We start from the raw sequence: 18,428 nt of genomic DNA, 5'->3' as shown, positions 1-18,428 counted from the left end.
CGTCCCCGACGCGTTGTACAGCGCACATCCATGGTCGCCTGCGATGATGGGTAATCGGTCCTGCCGGCAACGCAACGGGGGAGTTGATCGCAGTGTTCTCGGCACAACGTGAGTTCGTGGCCTACGGCCCGTCGCACTGCATCGTGTTGGCGGTGTTTGCGCTGGGTGCGGTACTTCTGGTGGTGGCAGGCCGGCGCCAGACGCCGTCGCAGGCCCGGGTGTTCAGCCGGGTGCTTGCGGTGCTCCTCGTCGGGGCTTTCGCCGTGGCGCTGGGCTACAAGCTGGCCGACCCCGCCCTCGACACGTCGGTGCCGCTGCAGTTGTGCGACGTCGCTGAGCTCGCCGCGGCGTATGCCCTGTGGTCACACCGGCATTGGGCGTTCGTGCTCACGTATTTCTGGGGCCTGGTGCTGAGCTCGCAGGCGCTGATCACGCCGGACATCGGTACGGCCCGCGACGGCGCACCCGACTTTCCCCACCACCTGTTCATCACGTTCTTCACGCTTCACGTACTCGTGGTGTGGGCGGCCATCTATCTCACCTGGGGGCTCGGCATGCGCCCGCGGTGGCGCGACTACCGCTTCGCCATTGTCGCGACGCTCGGGTGGGCGGCGGTCACGCTCACGTTCAACGCGATCACCGGAACCAACTACGGCTACCTGAACAGGAAGCCGCCCACTGCGTCCCTTCTTGACGTGTTGGGCCCATGGCCGGTGTATCTGGTGGCCGAGGTCGCGATCGTGCTCGTCGTATGGGCGCTGATGACCTGGCCGTGGGAGCGGGCCCGGCGCCGGACCGAGCAGCCGCTGCCGCTGCACGAAACGAGTGATTGAACGGTCCTTCTCAGCTCGCGCCCATCTCGATGGGGCAGAATTGCCGAGGTGTCGACACCGCCGCAACGTCCCGGACAACCTGGTTGGCGCGGTCGGGGAGCGCCACCGCCCGACCCCGCGACCCAGCGGCTGCGGCCACCCGAGCCGCCGACCGAGCGGTTGAGACACGCTCCGCCGCCACAGCAGCCGGGCCGGCCCGAACCACCGACCGAGCAGTTGCGCGCTCACCGGCCGCCGGCCGACACTCCGGCCACCGAGAAGATTGCCCGCCAGCGTCCGCCGGCGTCGTCAGGTGAGCGTCCACGCAAGAAGCCCCGGCGCTGGCAGGCCATCGTCCTGGTCGCGGTCATCGTCGTGGCGCTCATCGCCGGTGGATTGGCCGGGGCGGAACTGTATGCCCGGCATCGGGCAGGGACCCTGCTGGCCGATGTCACGCAGTGCGTCGTGCAGGACGGTGCCACCATCTCGTTCGGCGTCAGTCCGCCGTTCCTGTGGCAGCACATCACCGGCCACTACACCAACATCTCCGTGGACACGGCCGGTAACCAGGTCCAAGCGGCCAAGGGGATGACGGCGGACGTGAGCCTGTCCGACATCCGTTTGCAGGGCGACGCCAATTCAAAGGGCACCATCGGATCGCTCACCGCCACGCTGTCCTGGACCTCGGCCGGGATCAAGAACACGGTGGCAGACAACCTGCCGTTCGTCGGGGACCTGCTCACCGACGTACATACCGACACCGCCGCGGGCACCCTCATCCTCGAAGCCGCGGGTGGCACCAGCATCACCGCCAAGCCCGTCGTCAGCAACGGTGACCTCAACCTGCAGGTGCTCGACGCCACCGGTCCGTTCTCGAAGGACGCAGTGCAGTCGGCGCTCGACGGCCTCACCAAGAAGCTCAACGACAACTATCCGCTGGGAATCCACGCCGACAGCGTCGAGGTGACCAGCACCGGCGTGGTGGGCAAGTTCTCCAGCCAGAACGCGTCAATTCCCAATGGGGAAGCCAATTCCTGCTTCGCGAGCATCTGAGATACGCACGTGAACATCTGCGTGTTCCTGTCTGCCGCCGACCTGGACGAGCGCTACACCGGGCCGGCATTGGCCTTCGCCGAACTCATCGGAGCCCGGGGAAACACCTTGGTATGGGGTGGATCCGACACTGGGTTGATGAAGGTCGTGGCCGACGGCGTGCGTGCCGGCGGGGGCCGGCTGGTGGGTGTCTCGGTGGACTTCCTGCGGCACAAGGCCAAACCCGACGCCGATGAAATGGTGTTCACGCGTGATCTGGCCGAGCGCAAGGCGACGCTACTGGCCCGCAGCGACGCGATCGTCGTGCTGGTCGGCGGTCTGGGTACCTTGGACGAGCTGACCGAGATCCTCGAACTGCGCAAGCACGGCCGGCACGACAAGCCGGTGGTGCTGCTCAATACTGCAGGCTTCTACGACGGTCTGTTGGTACAACTGCGCCGAATGGCGCAGGACGGGTTTCTGCCGATTCCACTGGACGATTTGGTGCACATCACCGACGACGCGAACGACGCGCTGGCGTATCTGGAACGTGCCCTGGCACGGTAGACCGGTCTGCGGCCCGAATGTGCGGCGGGTGGAAGGCCGGTAGGGCATCGAGTACGGCCGCCACATCACGTCCGGAGCAGGCCACAGTGCGGTCCGGGCGCACGACGGCCGCGACGGCATTACCGCGGCGCAGCCATTCGGCAACGGCGCCAACGGAGTCGACGTAGGCCGTGGCACCGCATGCGGCAACGTGCGCAGACTCGGCATCGGTCAACGCCCGCAGGCTCACCACGGAGAATCCGCGGCCGAGCCGGGTGTCGAGTCGTGTTCCGTCGTCCAGTCCCGGGTTCGGGCACAATCGCCCCGCGAGTTTTCCCGGCCCGGGCAGCCGCAACGACGGTGTGCGCGAATCGAGCACCTTGTCGCGCAGGCCCGGGACGAGATGCAGGCGTGGCAGCACGACGCGGCGGGCGAGGCTGCCGGTGCGCCCACCCGCGGTCATTGCCCGGCCGACTTTGAGGGCCAGCCGGATCATGCTGCGGGCATGAGGCTTTCGTTCGCGCTCGTAGGTGTCCAGCACCGTGGCGTCGAGATCACCGTGCAGGACGCCGGCCAGCTTCCACGTCAGGTTCACCGCATCCCGCAGCCCGGCGCCCATGCCCTGGCCGATGAACGGCGGGGTGAGGTGGGCCGCATCGCCCAGCAGGAAGATGTTTCCGCGTCGCCAGCGGTCGGCCACCCGTGCGCGGAAGGTGTATTCGGTGATGCGCACGAGTTCCAGTTGGTCCTCGTCGACGTGTGCGGTCCACGGCGCGATCAGCGGGCGCAGCGCGGACACCGTCGAGAAGTCCGCAGCCGATTCTCCTGGGAGCAGCCGGAATTCCCAGCGATATCGGGTCGTGCCGATGCGCATGTAGGTGCCGGCACGGCGCGTGCTGCATACCTGATGGACGCCCTCCCACTGATGTAGGTCGGCGGTGGTGGCGATGTCGACGACCAGCCAGCGTTGCTCGAAGTGAAGGTCGCGCATCGATGTGCCGATTCGCTTGCGCACCAGGCTGTTCGCGCCGTCGCACCCGAGCACGTAGTCGGCTGTGAGGATGTGCTTCTTCCCGCGGTCGACGAGGCTGATGCGCGTGGGCGTGCCGGGCTCGATGTCGACCACTTCGGCGCCGCCCCATAGCCGGGTCCGCGGATACCGGGAGAGGTTGTCGCGCAACAGCGTTTCGAACTCCGGCTGGTCGAACATGTTGGCCTGTGGAAAGCCGTTCGGACTGTGGTCGGGGTCGCGGCGGAACTCGCTCAAGACCTGTTGGTCGTCGTCGAGCAACCGCAGCCCCAGTGCAGGCCGGGAGATCGCCGCGAATCCCTCGGCCAGGCCGAGTCGGTCGATGACGCGGTAGATCTCGTCGTCGAGGTGCACCGCGCGGGGCTGCGGGTAGACATCGGGCCACCGGTCCAGCAGCAGGGCGTCGACGCCGTATTGGGCCAGCAGGGTGGCCGCGGTGACCCCGGTCGGCCCGGCGCCGATGACCACGACCGGATAGTGACTTGGTGTCTTCATGGCTGCTCGCGTGCGCTACATCGACCGCACGCGCATGCGTTGCGCGCCGAGATCGATGGCACCGTCGTCGGTGGCGATGGTGGCCTCGACGATGTCGCCGTCCTTGAGATATTTCGGGTTGGCGGCCTGGCGTTTGAAGAACGCCTTCCACTTCACCGCAGGCGGCAGGAGGTTGCCGATGATCTCGACCGGCTTCGGCGGGGCGCTGAGTGCGGTGCCGACCGGGGTGCCGGTCAGGATCAGGTCGCCTGCCGACAGATCCTGGAACCGGGTCAGCGACTGCAGGGCTTGCAATGGGCGGTACAGCATGTCGCCATCGACCAGCGCGTTCTGCCGCTGTTCGCCGTTGACGTGCAGACGCAGCCGCAGGTCACCGAACCGTTTGAGTTCGTCGGAGTCGAGCAGCACCAGCTCGGGCCCGACCGGGGTGAATGTCGGGTAGGACTTGGCTTCGTAGAACTGGGTCTGCGGCAACTGGATGTCGCGTGCTGACACGTCATCGGTGATCACCAGACCGGCGATCACGCCGGGGAGGTCCGCTTCGGAGAGCGTTGTCCCGACCGGGATGTCGCGGCCGATGACCAGTCCGATTTCCACCTCGTAATCCAGCAACCGGACATGCGTGGGTTTGACGATGTCGGCGAACGGCCCGCTGATCGACGCCGAGGACTTGCGGAAGAACGTGAGTGGAATCGTCCGCGGATCCATACCCGCATCGCGGACATGGGATTCGAAGTTGGTCATCTGGGCGATCACCCGGCACGGGGCCGTGACGGGGGACACGGGCTCGAGGGAGTCCAGCGCCACCGACTCGCCCGACCGCGCGGCGTCGATGGCGGCACGGTCAGCCAGCAAGGCGCCCGTGGTGGTGGCGTCGGTTTGGATGCGCGCAGCGCCATCGGGAGTCTTGACCCACCAGGCGTCGGCGGTGCGGAGCACGGAAACGGTCATGAGGCAGCAACTTTCAGTAGACCGACGAGACGTCGGAGGTCGAATTCGTTGTCCGCGCGTAACGCGGCGATCATCGAGCGAAGTTCGTGGCGCGCCGATCTCAGATCGGTGCCCAGGAAGTCCTTGCTGACGGGTGGTCCCCACTGCGACAGCCCCGAAGCGGTGAACGGTGCCCAACCGGGTTCGACAGTGTTGTCGAACATGTCGCCATCGGTGAAGTGTTCGACCAGAAATCCGTCCGGATCCCGCCAGTAGTCGAACAATTGGCTGCCCTGGATATGCCGGCCGATACCCCACGAACGCAGATAGCCGCGTTCGCGCAGATATTCACCGCCGGCAGCGAGGGCGTCGAGATCGCTGACCTGGTAGGCGGAATGCACGTAGCGATCGGCCGGGCCGAGCGCCAGTGCGATGGTGTGGTGGTCGGCGGGGGTGGCACCCCGATCGCATCGGATGAAGCTCATCGCCGGGCCGCGGTCGCGCTGGCCCGGGAAGAACTGGAAGTCGCTGACGATCATGCCGAAGGTTTCCAGATACCAGTCGAGGGTCCGCCGATAGCTGGTGGACTGCAGCACGACATGGCCCAGCCGTTGCACCCGTGCAGGCACCCGCGCCGGTCGCTGCGTCGTGTTGATGCGCCGGTATTCGTGGCCGGCGTTGACGACCAGAGGTGGCTGCGTGGGCAGTTCGGCGAGTTCATGCATACCGGCCACGACGCGCACCGGCGTGCCGCTCGGATCGACGAGGTCGACCGCGAGGCCGCCGAGCGTCTCGGGCAGCGGCCGGACCGAGAGCCCGCTCTTGTCGGCCAGCCGCAACACGTCGACCTCGTCGGCGGCGCGCAGTGCGAGCCCACCGAATCTGGTCCGTGCGCCGCGGCGCACCAGAACGCACGGCGCACCGGCGTCGGTGCCCCGCAGGTGGAGCTCGTGAGGGGTGCGCAGGGCCGTCTGGAAACCGAACGCCCGGGCGAATGCCTCGGCACGCGTCAGGTCGGGCTTTTCGAATTCCAGCCACGCCAGATCGGCGACTTTGATCACCGGATTCTTGGCGCGCCCGCTGTGCTCGCCTCTGTGGGCGCCGTGCTCGCTGTGCAGGGTGTCGTGCGGATCGCGTCTTTTCCGCAGGTGAGCGGTCATCGAACCTCCTCGGCTGACGAAATCATCACATACGACGACTTGCTCAGTCAAGAGTTTCTGACGAAATCCTCAGGAATGAGGCACACTGGTGGCATGGTCGACGAACCGGTGAGCCGCTCCCAGCGGCGCAAGCAGCGCACCCGCGCGGCACTGATCGAGGCGGCGCAGGCGTTTATCGCGGCGGGCAAGCTGAACTCGCCGATCCTGGAGATCACCCAGGCTGCCGATATCGGGATGGGCTCGTTCTACAACCATTTCGAAAGCCGTGAGCAACTGTTCGAGGCGGCCGTCACCGACGTGCTCGACTATCACGGTGCGCTGCTGGACGAGTCCACGTCTGCGATCGACGATCCGGCCGAGATCTTCGCGGCCAGCTTCCGGCTCACCGGGCGCTTGTTCCGTCGCAGGCCCCAGGAGAGTCAGGTGCTGCTCGCCAACGGGATGTCGCTGCTGGTGTCCGACCGCGGGCTGGCCCCACGCGCGTTGCGTGACATCAAGGCTGGGATCGCTGCCGGCCGCTTCACCGTCGCCGATCCCGAGTTGGCGCTGGCGGTCGCCGGAGGGGCGCTGCTCGGCCTGGGGAATCTGCTACGTGCACAGCCTGATCGCGACGACGCACACGCCGCCGACATGGTCACCGAAGATGTGCTGCGACTCTTCGGCATGTCCGCCGACGACGCTCACGACATCTGCACGCGACCACTGCCAGACCTGCCGGCGCTGAGGCGGCCGGTGGCCTGACACATCCGGCCGGTTTCTTGGCGAGGCCGTGGCGCGCCAACGCGGCTGGGCCAGAATCGGATCGATCGCCGTGGCTGCCGACGTCTCGACGACGTCCGCGAGAAATTGACGTTTGTGCAGCCCTGCTTCGGGTAACACCCCGGTGCAGGAGGTCAGAAATGCCTACATGGAGTTGGATCGTCATCGCGGTCGTCGTCCTGATCATCGTGGTGCTCGCACTGATCGCAGGCGCATCGATGATGCGGAAAAAGCGCAGTGACAGATTGAAAGACCAGTTCGGCCCGGAATACGAGCGGGCCGTCGACACCGCCGGAGGCCAGCGCGCCGCGGAAAAGGAGCTTCTTGCTCGCGAACGCAAACACAACAAGTTGGACATCACCGAATTGACGCCGCAATCACGGGCGCGATACGAGCAGGCGTGGCAAGAAACTCAGGCACGGTTCGTGGACGATCCGTCGCAGTCGGTCAGCGAAGCCGATCGACTGGTGACCGAGGTATTGCGCGAACGCGGTTATCCGATAGACGATTTCGAGCAGCGAGCGGCTGACATCTCGGTCGATCACCCGAAGGTCGTCGAACACTATCGCGCGGGGCACATCCTGCATCTCGCGCAACAGCGCGGTGAGATCGGTACCGAGGCACAGCGCGAGGCGCTCGTGCACTATCGGACCCTCTTCGAAGAACTACTGCGGCCGGACCACGAGACGCGCGATACGGCCGAAACGCCGGCCGAGCGTGAGACCGGCACGGACACGGCGAAAGGGGCGCGAGCATGACCGCCCACGACGAGCAGGCGGCGACCGGATGGCCCGAGCCTGTGCCTGCCTACGAAGACGATTCTGTTGCCGCGGACGCGCCGACGGACGACAACACGCTGTTGTTCGCCGACGAACATCTCTCGGGTCTGCGCTCGCGGTGGAATGAGGTCCAGGCGGCCTTTGTCGACGACCCGAAGCAGTGTGTGCAGAAGGCGGACAGTCTGGTGGCAGAGGTCGTCGAAGAGCTGCATGCGAGTTTCGCCGACACCCGTTCTCGGCTCGAGGCTCAATGGGCCCGTGGCGAGGATGCGTCCACCGAGGATCTGCGGGTGGCCCTGAAGCGCTATCGCGATTTCTTTCAGCGGTTACTGTCGGTCTGAGCCTGCTACAGGATCTCGAGGATGCTGTTCTTGAGTGCTTCGGAATCGGTGCCGAACACCGCCTGCACGCTGTTGCCGACCTCGACCACACCGGCGGCGCCCAGCGCGCGTAGCCGGTCCTGATCGACCTTGGTCTTGTCGGCGACGTCCATCCGCAACCGGGTGATGCAGGCGTCGACGTTGACCAGGTTTTCCCGGCCGCCGAATGCCTCGATCAGTTGCTCGGCCTTGCTGTCGGTACGGGTCAGGGTTTCGACCGCACCGGCGGTGGCCGGGTCGCCGAGATTGGCGGCCTGCTCGGCCTCGAACTCGGCCTCGGGTTCGCGCCCCGGCGTGCGCATGTTCCACTTCGTGATCGCGAACCGAAACAGCAGGTAGTAGACGACGAAGAACACCAGACCCATGCCGACGAGCAACGGAATGTTCTTCGCGGCCGGTGCCGTGCCGTAGAGGAGTAGGTCGACCAGGCCGGCCGAGAACGAAAACCCCAGATGAATGTCGAGCAGATACGCGATCGCCAGCGACAGGCCTGTCAGCACGGCGTGCACGACGTAGAGCGGGAACGCGACGAACATGAACGCGAACTCCAGCGGCTCGGTGACGCCGGTCAGAAACGCCGTCAGCGCCGCCGCCGAGAGAATGCCGACCGCGACCTTGCGCTGTTTCTTGTTCGCCACGTGGATCATGGCCAGCGCGGCAGCGGGTAACCCGAACATCAGGACGGGGTAGAAGCCCGCAGTGAGGTGTCCCGCAGTGGGATCGCCTGCGGCGAACCGGGTCAACTCACCGGTGACCACTTTGCCGTCGGGCGTCTGATAGTCGCCGTAGAGGAACCACACGTAGGAGTTGGGGATGTGGTGCAATCCGAGCGGGATCAGCATGCGGTTGGCGAACCCGTAGACGAATGCGCCCAACGCGCCCGAGCCGCCGATGAACCGGCCCAGACCGGTCAGGCCCGCGTCGAAGATCGGATAGAAGTAGCTCATGGCGAAGCCGATGAACAGGCAGGCCAGCGACACCGCGATCGGGACGAACCTTCTGCCGCCGAAAAAGCCGAGATACGACGGCAATTCGATGGTGTGATACCGGTCGAACAGCCACGCGGTGACCAAGCCGACGACGATGCCGGCGAACACGCTGTAATTGATCTGGGCCTGCTCCCCGGCTTTGTCGACCTGACCGGCGAGCACGATCGGCGACATCGTCTTGAACACCGCAGAGGTCACCAGATAGCCCACCGCCGCAGCGAGCGCGGTGGATCCGTCGGCCTTGCGCGCGAATCCGATCGCCACGCCGATGGCGAAGAGCAGGGGGAGGTTGCTGAACAGCGCATCGCCCGCGGCGCTCATCGACTTGAAGAACGGTCCGATCACCGGTGCGTCGATGCGGCCCAGCAGGTCGGGCTGGCCCAGCCTCAGCAGGATTCCCGCCGCGGGCAGCACCGCGATCGGCAGCATGAGGCTCTTGCCCAGCCGTTGCAGCTGGGCGAATGTGCGCGCTGCCGGACTCGATTTCCCCGGTGCCCCGCCAGGTTTCGTGGTATCGGTCATGGGTGCGTCGCCCTCCTGGTCGCCTGTGCGGTCGCCGCCGAGTTGGTCGGAAGCTTAGACGAGACGGCATGCGACGCTCGTAAGGTTGCGGCCACAAACATAGAAGGAGACCACGCGTGAGTACCACGACAGTGCTGGCCCCCATCGCCGGGCGCGCGGTCGCCCTCGGCGACGTCCCCGATCCGGTCTTCTCGGCCGGAATGGTCGGTCACGGCGCGGCGATCGACCCCGGACCTCGAGTGGTCGATGCCATCGCCCCTGTGAGCGGGAAGTTGCTGAAACTGATGCCTCATGCGTATGTCTTATTGACAGAGGAGAAAGTCGGCGTCCTGGTCCATCTCGGCCTCGATACCGTGGCGCTGGGCGGCGAGGGCTTCACCGTGCACCTCAAGCAGGGTGATGATGTCGCCGCGGGCCAGGTCGTCATCACCTACGATGCCGCGTCGGTGGCCGCCAAAGGTCTCAATCCCATTGTCCCCGTTGTGATCATGGACGAGCGTGAAGCAGGCAACATCGCCGTGTCGGATGCCGTGCGGACAGGTTCGGACATCGATTGCGGAGCCGTCCTCTTCGCGGTGAACAGGTGATCCTGCGGGCGTCCCGCTGCTCCAGAATTGGTTAACTGCGCAAACATTCGAGATGCGGCGTCGATGTTTCGACGCTACAAAGATTTGCGCGGGCGTAATGTCGGCCCGGCATACCGGCGCACCTTGGGGGTACGCATTGGCGGATTGGCCGTTCGTCGCACGGGATACGGAACTCAGCGAAGCCTCGCTGGCGCTACGTGACGGGTCGCGTGGCGTCGTTCTCGTCGGCCCCGCAGGCGTCGGCAAGACCGCGCTCGCCCGGGTTCTGGCCCGGCAGTTGCAGAGCGAAGGGCGCTGTGTGCGATTCGTGCTCGGCACCGAGACCGCGCAGGCGGTGCCGTTCGGGGCGTTCCATCATGCGCTGCACCTCACCGACGCACGCGAGCCTGCCGTGATGCTCGGTGCTGCGCAGCAGGCCCTGGACGATCCGAGCCTGGTCATCGTCGTCGACGATGCCCAGTACCTCGATCCGCTGTCGGCTCTGCTGGTCCAGCAGCTCGCGGTCAACGGGGAACCGACGCTCATCGTCACCATCCGGTCGGGTGCTGCGCCGACGGACGCGGTCACGGCATTGTGGAAGGAACAGCTGCTGGCCCGTCTCGACCTCGAACCGTTCACCCGTGAACAGACCGCTGAACTCGCCGCGGCGGTTCTCGGCGGTGATGTCGATGATCGGGCGGTCGGCGAGCTGCACCGGTTCTCGTCGGGGAGTCCGCTCTATCTGCGCGGCGTGCTCAATGCCGCGCGCGCAGACGGTGCCCTCGTCCGCGACGGGGACCACTGGCGGTTGCGCGGCCGCCTGCGGCCCAGCCCGGATATCCATGAACTGGTGGCCTCGCGGCTGGATGCCCTGCGACCCGATGAGCTCGACGTGGTGGAGGTGGTGTCTGCGGCGCAGGCACTCGACTGGGACGTCCTGCTGGACATCTGCCCGCCCGAGGCGGTGACGCGCGCAGAACGTCGCGGTGCGATCCAGGTGACCGCCGACGCCGCGCACACCATGGTGCAACCGGCGCATCCGATCGTCGGCGAGGTGGCCCGGCGACGCTGCCCGGTGACCCGTTCACGTCAGATCAATTCCCTTCTGGCGCGGCACTTGTCAGCGCACCGACCGGCCTCTGCCGATGTGCGGACCCGGATCCAGTTGGCCCGGTTCATGATCGCCAGCGACGCCCCCGCAGACCTCGACACCATCGTCGATGCCGGTGCCAGCGCGGTCACCATGTCCAATCTGGTTCTCGGAGAACAGCTTGCGCGATTCGCTCTGGAGCACGGTTCGGGGGTACAGGCCGCGATCGTGCTCGCCGACGCCATCAGCTGGCAGGGCAGGGGGCAAGAGGCAGAGGAGCTGCTGGCCCGATTCGACCCGGCCTCCGGCGACGAGCTGACCGTGGTGCGGTGGGGCTGTCTGCGTGCCGCGAACCTCTTCTTCGGCTGCGGTCGTGCCGAGCAAGCCTGGGCGGTGCTCGACAGCGTCCGCGCGCGTGTCAGCAGTGCCGCCGCCCTGAGCTTCGTCGCCGCGATCGAGGTCAGCTTCGCGTTCTTCGCCGGTGACCTGCCTGCGGCGATCGCTTCGGGAACCCAGGCGCTGGCGTCGGACATGTTGCCGATGGCGACGGTGTGGGCTGCGCTGGCCACCGCGGGGGCGCTGGCGCTGTCGGGGCGCTTCACCGAGGTGGCTGCGGTGGTGCAGCAGGGTGAACGGGCCGCCGACTGTTGTGAGTCCGGTCCGCAGCGCTACTCGCTGGCACTGGCCGAGGCCCTGGCCGGTCTCTACAGCGGTGACTTGGCGGCAGTCGAGCGCGTCATCACGCGGTACGCCGCGATGACGGCGGGTGCGCTGCAGGCAGAGGCCATCGTGACCGCGCTGGCGGGTCGTCTTGAGCTGGCGCGGGGGCGCATCGTCGAATCGTGCGAGGCGTTGCAGACCTCGGTATGGGCGATGTCGGAATGCCTGCCCCGGGGGTGGGTCATGCTGGTCGCCTCGTGGTTGGCGCAAGCCGAGGCGCACCGCGGAAACATCGACGCCGCTGCGGTGGCCCTGACGCGGGCCGAAGCGGCCAGCGGCCCTCAGGTGGAGGTGTTCCGGCCCGAACTCGAGTTGGCCCGATCGTGGTTGCAGGCGGCGACGGGCGAGACATCGTCAGCGCAGCAGCACGCCGTGCGGGCCGCGCAACTCGCGCGTGGCGGCGGCCTGCGCGCGGTCGAACTCACCGCACTGCACACTGCTCTGCGCCTCGGTGACCGTTCCGTGGACGCGAGGATTCAGCAGTTGGCCGCCCAGCTGGACGCGCCGCTGTGCGAGCCGATCGCCGCCCACAGCCGGGGTGTGGCCGAGCATGACGGCCGATGCCTGGACGAGGCAGCCTGCCGTTTCGAAGAGCTCGGAGCACTGGCACTGGCGGCCGACGCATCCGCCCACGCCGCCCGTGAACACGCCCGCGCCGGGCGCCGGGGCAGCGAACTTGAATCCGCGACCCGGGCACACTGGCTGGCCAGCCGGTGCGGCCTCACGACGCCGGCAACCCGGCGCGCAGCCGATCCGCTGCACCTCACCGAACGCGAATGGGAGATCGCGAATCTGGTGGGGGCCGGCCTGAGCAACCGGCAGATTGCCGACCGGCTGTGCTTGTCGGTGCGCACCGTCGACGGCCACCTGTACCGCATTTTCGCCAAACTCGGCATCGAGGACCGCGACCAGCTGGCCCGGCTGGTCCGGTTCCGGCCGGCCACCTGACGGTCAGGACGCGGTGCCGTCGGCGAGCAGCGAGATGAGCTCGTCGCGGGTGTTGACGCCCAGACGCTGACATGCGCGGAACAGATGTCCTTCCACCGTGCGCACCGACATCACCAGCCGATCGGCGATCTCGCGGTTCGAAAGCCCCGTCGCCGCAATGGCGATGACTTCCCGCTGGCGTGGGGTCAGCACGCCGGTACTGGCCATCGCCCGGTACGCCGGGGTGCGGGCCCCGCCCGCGGCGAGCCGGTGCGCAGCGGCGATCGCGCGGCGCTGCCGCTCGCCATGCAGGTGCGGTACGGCCTGCGCCGCGGCGTCGAGTGCGGCGACCGTATCGCCGATCACCGCATAGCCGTTCGACGCGCTCAGCAGCCGAGCACCATCGGCCCGGCGCAGCGCGCTGGCATGTTCATGTGCCACTCCCGCCCGCGGGCCCTGCACCACTGCGGCCAGCTGACCGAGCCGTTCCACGGTTTCGGTGGCACCGAACTGGGTGGCCGTCTGCAGGCACCACAGCTCATGGGCCGGCCGGCCCTGGGTGCGGGCGGTCCGGGCGGCGCCGATCGCGAAAGAAATTGCGCGGCTTTGCGATCCGTGTACCGCCTCGAGCCATGCCTGGGTCAGCAGCATATCCGTACGCCAGATATGGGAGTAGTCACCGAAGTACCGGAACCTCTCGGCGTCGGTGGCCCGGGCACCCGCCAGATCACCGCACATCGCCAGTGTCATGGTCAACCACATCCCCGCGAGTTCGCGGATGACACCCGACTGCGCATCGAACACCGATCCGGTGGCCAACGATTCACGTAGCCAGCGCTGCGCGGATTCCAATCGGCCACAACATAATTCGGCATATCCGAGGATCACCGCGGTGAACGAACGGGAGGCGACGACGTCGAGTGACTGCTGCCGCAGCCGGTTGGCGATATCGGAGATGCGCTCCTGGGTGCCTGCCCGATGTAAGCCGACGATCTCCATCAGGCCGAGGCCGAACCGCAGATGCGAGGCTTGCGGGGCCGTTGTCGCCAGTTCGTAGCCTGCCGCTGCCGCGTCGGCCATGCGGTCGACGTGACCGAGGTCGCCCAGCCCGCAGACCAAGGCCCAGTAGCCGAACATCGCCGCGAGGGGATCCACGTTCTGTGCGGACAACGCCGCTGTGGCCATGTCGACGGCTTCCCGGGGATGGCCCAGCGCGCTGCGGCACGAGGCGTGCAGGGCGTCGTAGGACGGCCCGAGCCCGCAGCTGTCGGCGGCGTCGCGCGCCGCGTTCAGCACCGTCTCGGCGTTGCCTGGCCGTGCCAGCACCCAGGACAGGTTGGCGGCCCGCAACAGCGCGATCGACGCGCGTTCGGCAGCGTCACCGCCATCGGCCAGCTCGGCGAACATCGCGTCGGCCGCGCCGCCCTGACCGGCGAAAGCCAACATCGTGGCGAGCGCGGCCTGGGCTGCTCGTCCGCCACCTGCCGCGACCGCGCCCTCGGCCAGTCGGACTGCGAGGTCGAGGTCGAGCAATTGCAGTGCCGCGTTGGCCGCTTCCACCAGGAACACGGCATCGCCTTGGGTGTCGGAATCCATCAGCAGAACGGCGCGCCGCACTGTCTGGACCGCCGACGGCGCGCACAACTGCCCGATCAACTCGGCGACCTGGCTGCGGACACCGCGCAGCCGCGCGGTGCCGGCCCGGTTGCGGCGGACTTCGCCGAACAACGGATGCGCCAGCCGCACCTGCCCACCGTCGACGGTGATCAACACCCGGTCTCGGGCGTCGTCGATCACGGTGGAGTCGACGAATCGGAGCAGCACCGGCAGTTCGATCGGGTCGGAGACCGCGAGCACGTCGAGCAGCTCGATGATCGCGTCGGGCTGGTTCCCCGCGCTCGCTTCGAGCAAGTCGACGAGCGAGGCGGACAGTCGAGGCGGCCCGTCCCACACCCATACGCCCGCGCGTCGCGTCAGCCGTCCTGCCGCGATCTCGTCGGTGACCAACTGCCGCAGGTACAGTGCGTTGCCGCGGGTGTAGCTGAAGAACCGTTGTGCGCTCGACGATTCCACCGCAGCGCCGAGAACTTGGGTGACCAGCGCGCTGACCCCTTCGGTGGTCAACGGGGGCACGGCAATGCGGGGCAACCGGGCGCACAGAGTTGCCACCGAATCCGGCACTGGCTCGCCGTCGCGGACGGTCATGACGACAGTGCCCATCGCCTGCTCGACGAACCGTTCGATCACCAGGGCCGACTGGTCGTCGAGCAGGTGGGCGTCGTCAACGCAGATCAGCACCGACGGTTCGCCGGCGACGAGGGCCTGGATCACATCCTGCACGCGGCGCAGCGGATCCGGGCCACACTGCGCGGTGTAACCGGCGAGCGCACCCAGCGGGATCGACTGGCCGGTGACCGTTGCCGCGATCCATCGGACGAGCCCCTGCCGTCGCTGCACAGCGGCGTGCGCCAACCGGGATTTGCCGACCCCGGCCGGCCCGGTGAGCACCGCGCCGCCGTGGGAGTTCAGCGCGGCCGCGACCAGGCGCAGTTCGTCCTCACGATCAACCAGTGGCCACGCGGTCGGCACATCCGGATCCTAAGGCCGCGTGGTCAGCCGCGCCTGCGAGAACCGAATGGTCCCCGCAGGCGGGCCACCCGATCAGCCGAACTGTGACCGCACCGCGACGGCATCCGCGGCTGACAGGGCCGCTGCCGCCAGTTGCCGCGCCTCGCTGCTGTCGATCGCGCGAACAGCGTCCTTGGTACCCGGAATCGCCGGGGGAGTGACGCTGAGGGCATCGACACCCAACCCGAGAAGCAGTGCGGCGGCGCGGTTGTCCGCGGCGAACTCCCCGCAGACCGAGACCGATGCCCGTCCCGCGGCGCCTTGGCACGTCGACCGCACCAACTGCAGGACACCCGGGTCGAACGCGTCCCCGAGGCTCGCGACGGCGTCGTTGTTGCGATCGGCCGCCATCGTGTACTGGGTGAGATCGTTGGTGCCGATCGAGAAGAAGTCGACGTGCGGCGCGAACGCTGCGGCCTTGAGTGCGGCGGCGGGCACCTCGACCATCATCCCGACCTGCAGATCGGACGCCTGCGGACCGGCTCGCCGGATCGCGTCGTCGAGCACCCGGCGCGCGGCGAACAGTTCGTCGAGGGTGCTGACCATCGGGAACATGATGCTGACCGGCGTATGCGTGCTGAGCCGCGCCATCGCCAACAACTGGTCGGACAACAGCTGCGAGTGTGCCAACGCCAGCCGAATACCACGCACCCCCAGATAGGGGTTCGGCTCAGCGGGTGTCGGCAGGAACGCCAGCGGTTTGTCACCACCCACGTCGAGGGTGCGCAGGGTGATCCTGCGTCCCTCAAGGGATTCGGCGATCTTGCGGTAGACCGCAAGCTGCTCGTCCACGTCGGGGGCCTGGTCGCGGCCCAGGAACAGGAACTCCGTGCGGACCAGACCGGCGAAGTCCGCGCCCTGGCTCGCTGCGGCACGCGCGTCGTCGGCCGAGCCGATGTTGGCGCCGACCTTGACCGTGACACCGTCGCGGGTGACAGCGGGCTCATGCGTGCGGGTGACGGCCTGCCGGTGCTGCTGCGCGGCTGCGGCGACCCGGGCTTCGAATTCCCGGCGGACGGCGTCGGGTGGATCGACAAGGTATTCCCCGCGCGTACCGTCGACGGCCACGGTGGTGCCGTCGGCGATTGTCAGCACAGCCCGTCCCGCACCTACGATGACCGGAATTCCTTTGGCCCGCAACAGGATGACGTTGTGTGCCGTAGCGCTGCCGAACGCCAGCAGCACCGCGGCGACGTGAGTCGGATCGAGTTCGGCGGCCTCGGCCGGAGTCAGGTCGGCCGCCACCAGCACGCCGGTGGCAGTGCCCGTGGGTGCCACATGTCCCAGCAGGGCACGCAGCACCTGATCGCCCACGGCGCGGACGTCCTCGGCCCGCGCCTGCAGATAGGCGTCGTCCACGGCGCCGAACTGATCCGCCACCTCGGCCACCGCGGCCGCCCAGGCCGCTGCGGCGTTGTGCCCCTTGTCGATTCGGCTCTTCGCCGCACCGAGGAGCGCATCATCGTCCAGCAGCAGTGCGTGCGCATCGAAGATCGATGCCTCGGCTTCGCCCACGGCACGGGCGGTGTGGGCGCGCACGTCGGCGATGGCGGTACGCACGCCGTCGACGGCTGCGGTGAGGCTGCGCCATTCGGCCGCAGGATCTCCACCCTGATGTTCGGGAACCTCGATGGCCCCCGCCCGAGCCGACCAGGCGGGGCCGATCCCCAGACCCGGCCCGGCGCCGATCGGTCGGCCCGTCGTGACCGGCTCGGATGGTGCAGCGGCGGACGGCGTCTCGTCGAACTGCCGGGCGGCCAGCGCCAGGATGTGCTCGAGTACCTCTGCGGCCTGCGGACCGGATACCCGGACGTCGACCTCGTCGCCACTGCGGACGCCGAGCGTCGCGATCTTGGAGAGGCTCGCGGCGTCGATCCACGCCGAATCGGTACGCGGGTTACGGATCCGTACCTGCGCGTCCCGGCCACGAACCTCCTGGACGAGGCGGGCCGCCGGTCTGGCATGCAGACCGTGCGGGTTGGCGACGACGAACGTCGCGGACAGCCCTTCGACGGCGGTCTCGGTGGCGGCATGTTCGACGCCGCCGCCCAGCTGAGCGAGTTTCCCGGCAAGCGCGCCGGAGGCCTCGGCAGCCACCTCCGCGGCCGGGGCTCCGCCGCCCGCGGCGACCGCGGCCACCACGAGCCCCTCGACGAGGGGAGCCGGGCACAGCAGGACCCGCTCGCGCACATCGTCGTCGAGCAGCTCCAGCGCGAGTTCGGCTGACAGCACGGCACTTCCGAGATCCATGAGCACGACTGTGCCGTCACCATCGTCGGCGGCGGCGATGGCGTCGACGATCGCGACCGCGTCGGTGCCGAAGGTTCTCTCGTCCAGGCCTGCCGCGACTTCGATCTGGATTTGCTTGCCGTGCAACATCTCCTGGGCCAAGTCGACTGCGGCGTCGGCGAGGGGACGGCTGTGTGAGACGACGACGAGCCCGACGGTCACGTGCCCACCACCGTCGCGGCGGCACCGATCAGCAATGCTGCCGACGTGGCCCCCGGGTCGATGTGTCCGACGCTGCGTTGTCCCAGATAACTGGCGCGACCTTTGCGGGCCACCATGGATTCGGTGGCGTCCCTGCCTTTTTCGGCGGCGGTCGCGGCGTCGGTCAGAGCCTTGGCCAGATCGGCGCCTGACGCGAGTGCGGCGTCGAGGGCGTCGAGGGCGGGGGCAAGTGCGTCGAACATCGTCTTGTCGCCGGCTTCGGCGCGGCCCCGCTGAACGACGCCTTCGATGCCGGCGCGCAACGCCGCGGCGAAATCCGGGCTGTCGGAACCCAACGCGGGCGCCATGCGCAGGAAGAAGGTGCCGTACAGCGGCCCGCTGGCGCCGCCGACCGATTTCACCAACGTCATGCCGACCTGTTTGCACAACGCGCCGGCGTCGGCCGGTGGTGCCTCGTCGAGCGCGGCCACCACGGCCGTCATCCCGCGATCCATGTTGATGCCATGGTCTGCGTCGCCGATCGCGGCGTCCAGATCGCTGAGATACGGGGCATTTTCGGCGATCAGCCGGGCGAACTCGCGGATCCAGGCGGTGAGTCGATCCAGATCCATG

The 18,428-nt window shown here is 67.8% G+C and carries 15 protein-coding genes; 8 read left to right on the top strand and 7 right to left on the bottom strand.

Translation table 11 applies throughout. The features are described from left to right. Positions 1 to 92 precede the first annotated feature (92 nt). Genes RMCB_RS12470 through RMCB_RS12460 form a run of 3 tightly spaced genes read left to right on the top strand, consistent with a single transcriptional unit; the run spans position 93 to position 2,411 of the window. Positions 93 to 833, top strand: coding sequence for a YwaF family protein (locus tag RMCB_RS12470; RefSeq protein ID WP_062829023.1), 741 nt, complete (start codon positions 93 to 95; stop codon positions 831 to 833). A 48-nt stretch (positions 834 to 881) separates the two neighbouring features. Beyond that, positions 882 to 1,865, top strand: a complete 984-nt coding sequence (locus tag RMCB_RS12465; protein ID WP_072278460.1) for an LmeA family phospholipid-binding protein — start codon at positions 882 to 884, stop codon at positions 1,863 to 1,865. 9 nt (positions 1,866 to 1,874) lie between these two features. Further along, positions 1,875 to 2,411: an LOG family protein gene (locus tag RMCB_RS12460; protein ID WP_062829021.1), complete on the top strand. Its 537-nt coding sequence runs from the start codon at positions 1,875 to 1,877 to the stop codon at positions 2,409 to 2,411. On the opposite strand, the gene mhpA is transcribed toward RMCB_RS12460, so the two are convergent. From mhpA to RMCB_RS12445, 3 genes are read right to left on the bottom strand one after another with little or no spacing between them, the layout of a single operon-like run. Continuing rightward, a complete protein-coding gene (gene mhpA / locus RMCB_RS12455) occupies positions 2,356 to 3,915 on the bottom strand; it encodes a bifunctional 3-(3-hydroxy-phenyl)propionate/3-hydroxycinnamic acid hydroxylase MhpA (RefSeq protein WP_062829020.1) in 1,560 nt (519 codons plus the stop codon). The two genes, RMCB_RS12460 and mhpA, sit on opposite strands and share 56 nt — an antisense overlap. Positions 3,916 to 3,930: 15 nt before the next feature. Next, positions 3,931 to 4,866, bottom strand: coding sequence for a fumarylacetoacetate hydrolase family protein (locus RMCB_RS12450; RefSeq protein WP_062829019.1), 936 nt, complete (start codon positions 4,864 to 4,866; stop codon positions 3,931 to 3,933). Further along, complete coding sequence (locus RMCB_RS12445) at positions 4,863 to 6,005, bottom strand: VOC family protein (RefSeq protein WP_084388444.1); 1,143 nt, start codon at positions 6,003 to 6,005, stop codon at positions 4,863 to 4,865. Before RMCB_RS12445 ends, RMCB_RS12450 begins: the two co-directional genes overlap by 4 nt. A gap of 93 nt (positions 6,006 to 6,098) precedes the next feature. Here RMCB_RS12445 and RMCB_RS12440 point away from each other — a divergent pair, with 93 nt between their 5' ends. The 3 genes from RMCB_RS12440 (at position 6,099) to RMCB_RS12430 (ending at position 7,884) form a co-directional block, all read left to right on the top strand. After that, entirely contained in the window at positions 6,099 to 6,746 is a 648-nt protein-coding gene (locus RMCB_RS12440) for a TetR/AcrR family transcriptional regulator (protein ID WP_062829017.1), read from the top strand. Between the two features lie 158 nt (positions 6,747 to 6,904). Further along, positions 6,905 to 7,522 (top strand): hypothetical protein, encoded by a 618-nt coding sequence (locus RMCB_RS12435; protein ID WP_062829016.1) that lies wholly within the window; start codon positions 6,905 to 6,907, stop codon positions 7,520 to 7,522. Beyond that, positions 7,519 to 7,884 (top strand): hypothetical protein, encoded by a 366-nt coding sequence (locus tag RMCB_RS12430; RefSeq protein WP_029367594.1) that lies wholly within the window; start codon positions 7,519 to 7,521, stop codon positions 7,882 to 7,884. The genes RMCB_RS12435 and RMCB_RS12430 overlap by 4 nt, the downstream gene beginning before the upstream one ends. A 5-nt stretch (positions 7,885 to 7,889) precedes the next feature. On the opposite strand, the gene RMCB_RS12425 is transcribed toward RMCB_RS12430, so the two are convergent. After that, complete coding sequence (locus RMCB_RS12425) at positions 7,890 to 9,434, bottom strand: PTS transporter subunit EIIC (protein WP_029367592.1); 1,545 nt, start codon at positions 9,432 to 9,434, stop codon at positions 7,890 to 7,892. Positions 9,435 to 9,550: 116 nt separating this feature from the next. On the opposite strand from RMCB_RS12425, the gene RMCB_RS12420 reads away from it, so the two are divergent. Further along, positions 9,551 to 10,021, top strand: a complete 471-nt coding sequence (locus tag RMCB_RS12420; RefSeq protein WP_062829015.1) for a PTS sugar transporter subunit IIA — start codon at positions 9,551 to 9,553, stop codon at positions 10,019 to 10,021. Between the two features lie 97 nt (positions 10,022 to 10,118). Continuing rightward, complete coding sequence (locus RMCB_RS12415) at positions 10,119 to 12,758, top strand: LuxR C-terminal-related transcriptional regulator (protein WP_201028283.1); 2,640 nt, start codon at positions 10,119 to 10,121, stop codon at positions 12,756 to 12,758. A 3-nt stretch (positions 12,759 to 12,761) separates the two neighbouring features. Here RMCB_RS12415 and RMCB_RS12410 read toward each other — a convergent pair whose 3' ends face one another. The 3 genes from RMCB_RS12410 to dhaL form a co-directional block, all read right to left on the bottom strand. Next, the gene (locus tag RMCB_RS12410; RefSeq protein ID WP_062829014.1) at positions 12,762 to 15,326 is read right to left on the bottom strand and encodes a helix-turn-helix transcriptional regulator; all 2,565 of its coding nucleotides are present in this window, start codon (positions 15,324 to 15,326) and stop codon (positions 12,762 to 12,764) included. 72 nt (positions 15,327 to 15,398) lie between these two features. Further along, entirely contained in the window at positions 15,399 to 17,816 is a 2,418-nt protein-coding gene (ptsP, locus tag RMCB_RS12405) for a phosphoenolpyruvate--protein phosphotransferase (protein ID WP_062829013.1), read from the bottom strand. Beyond that, entirely contained in the window at positions 17,813 to 18,427 is a 615-nt protein-coding gene (gene dhaL / locus RMCB_RS12400; protein ID WP_062829012.1) for a dihydroxyacetone kinase subunit DhaL, read from the bottom strand. Before dhaL ends, ptsP begins: the two co-directional genes overlap by 4 nt. Position 18,428 lies beyond the last annotated feature (1 nt).

The organism is Mycolicibacterium brisbanense, assembly GCF_001570425.1.
In the GTDB taxonomy this organism is placed as follows: Bacteria; Actinomycetota; Actinomycetes; order Mycobacteriales; family Mycobacteriaceae; genus Mycobacterium; species Mycobacterium brisbanense.
This window is presented reverse-complemented; position numbering and strand designations above follow the sequence as displayed.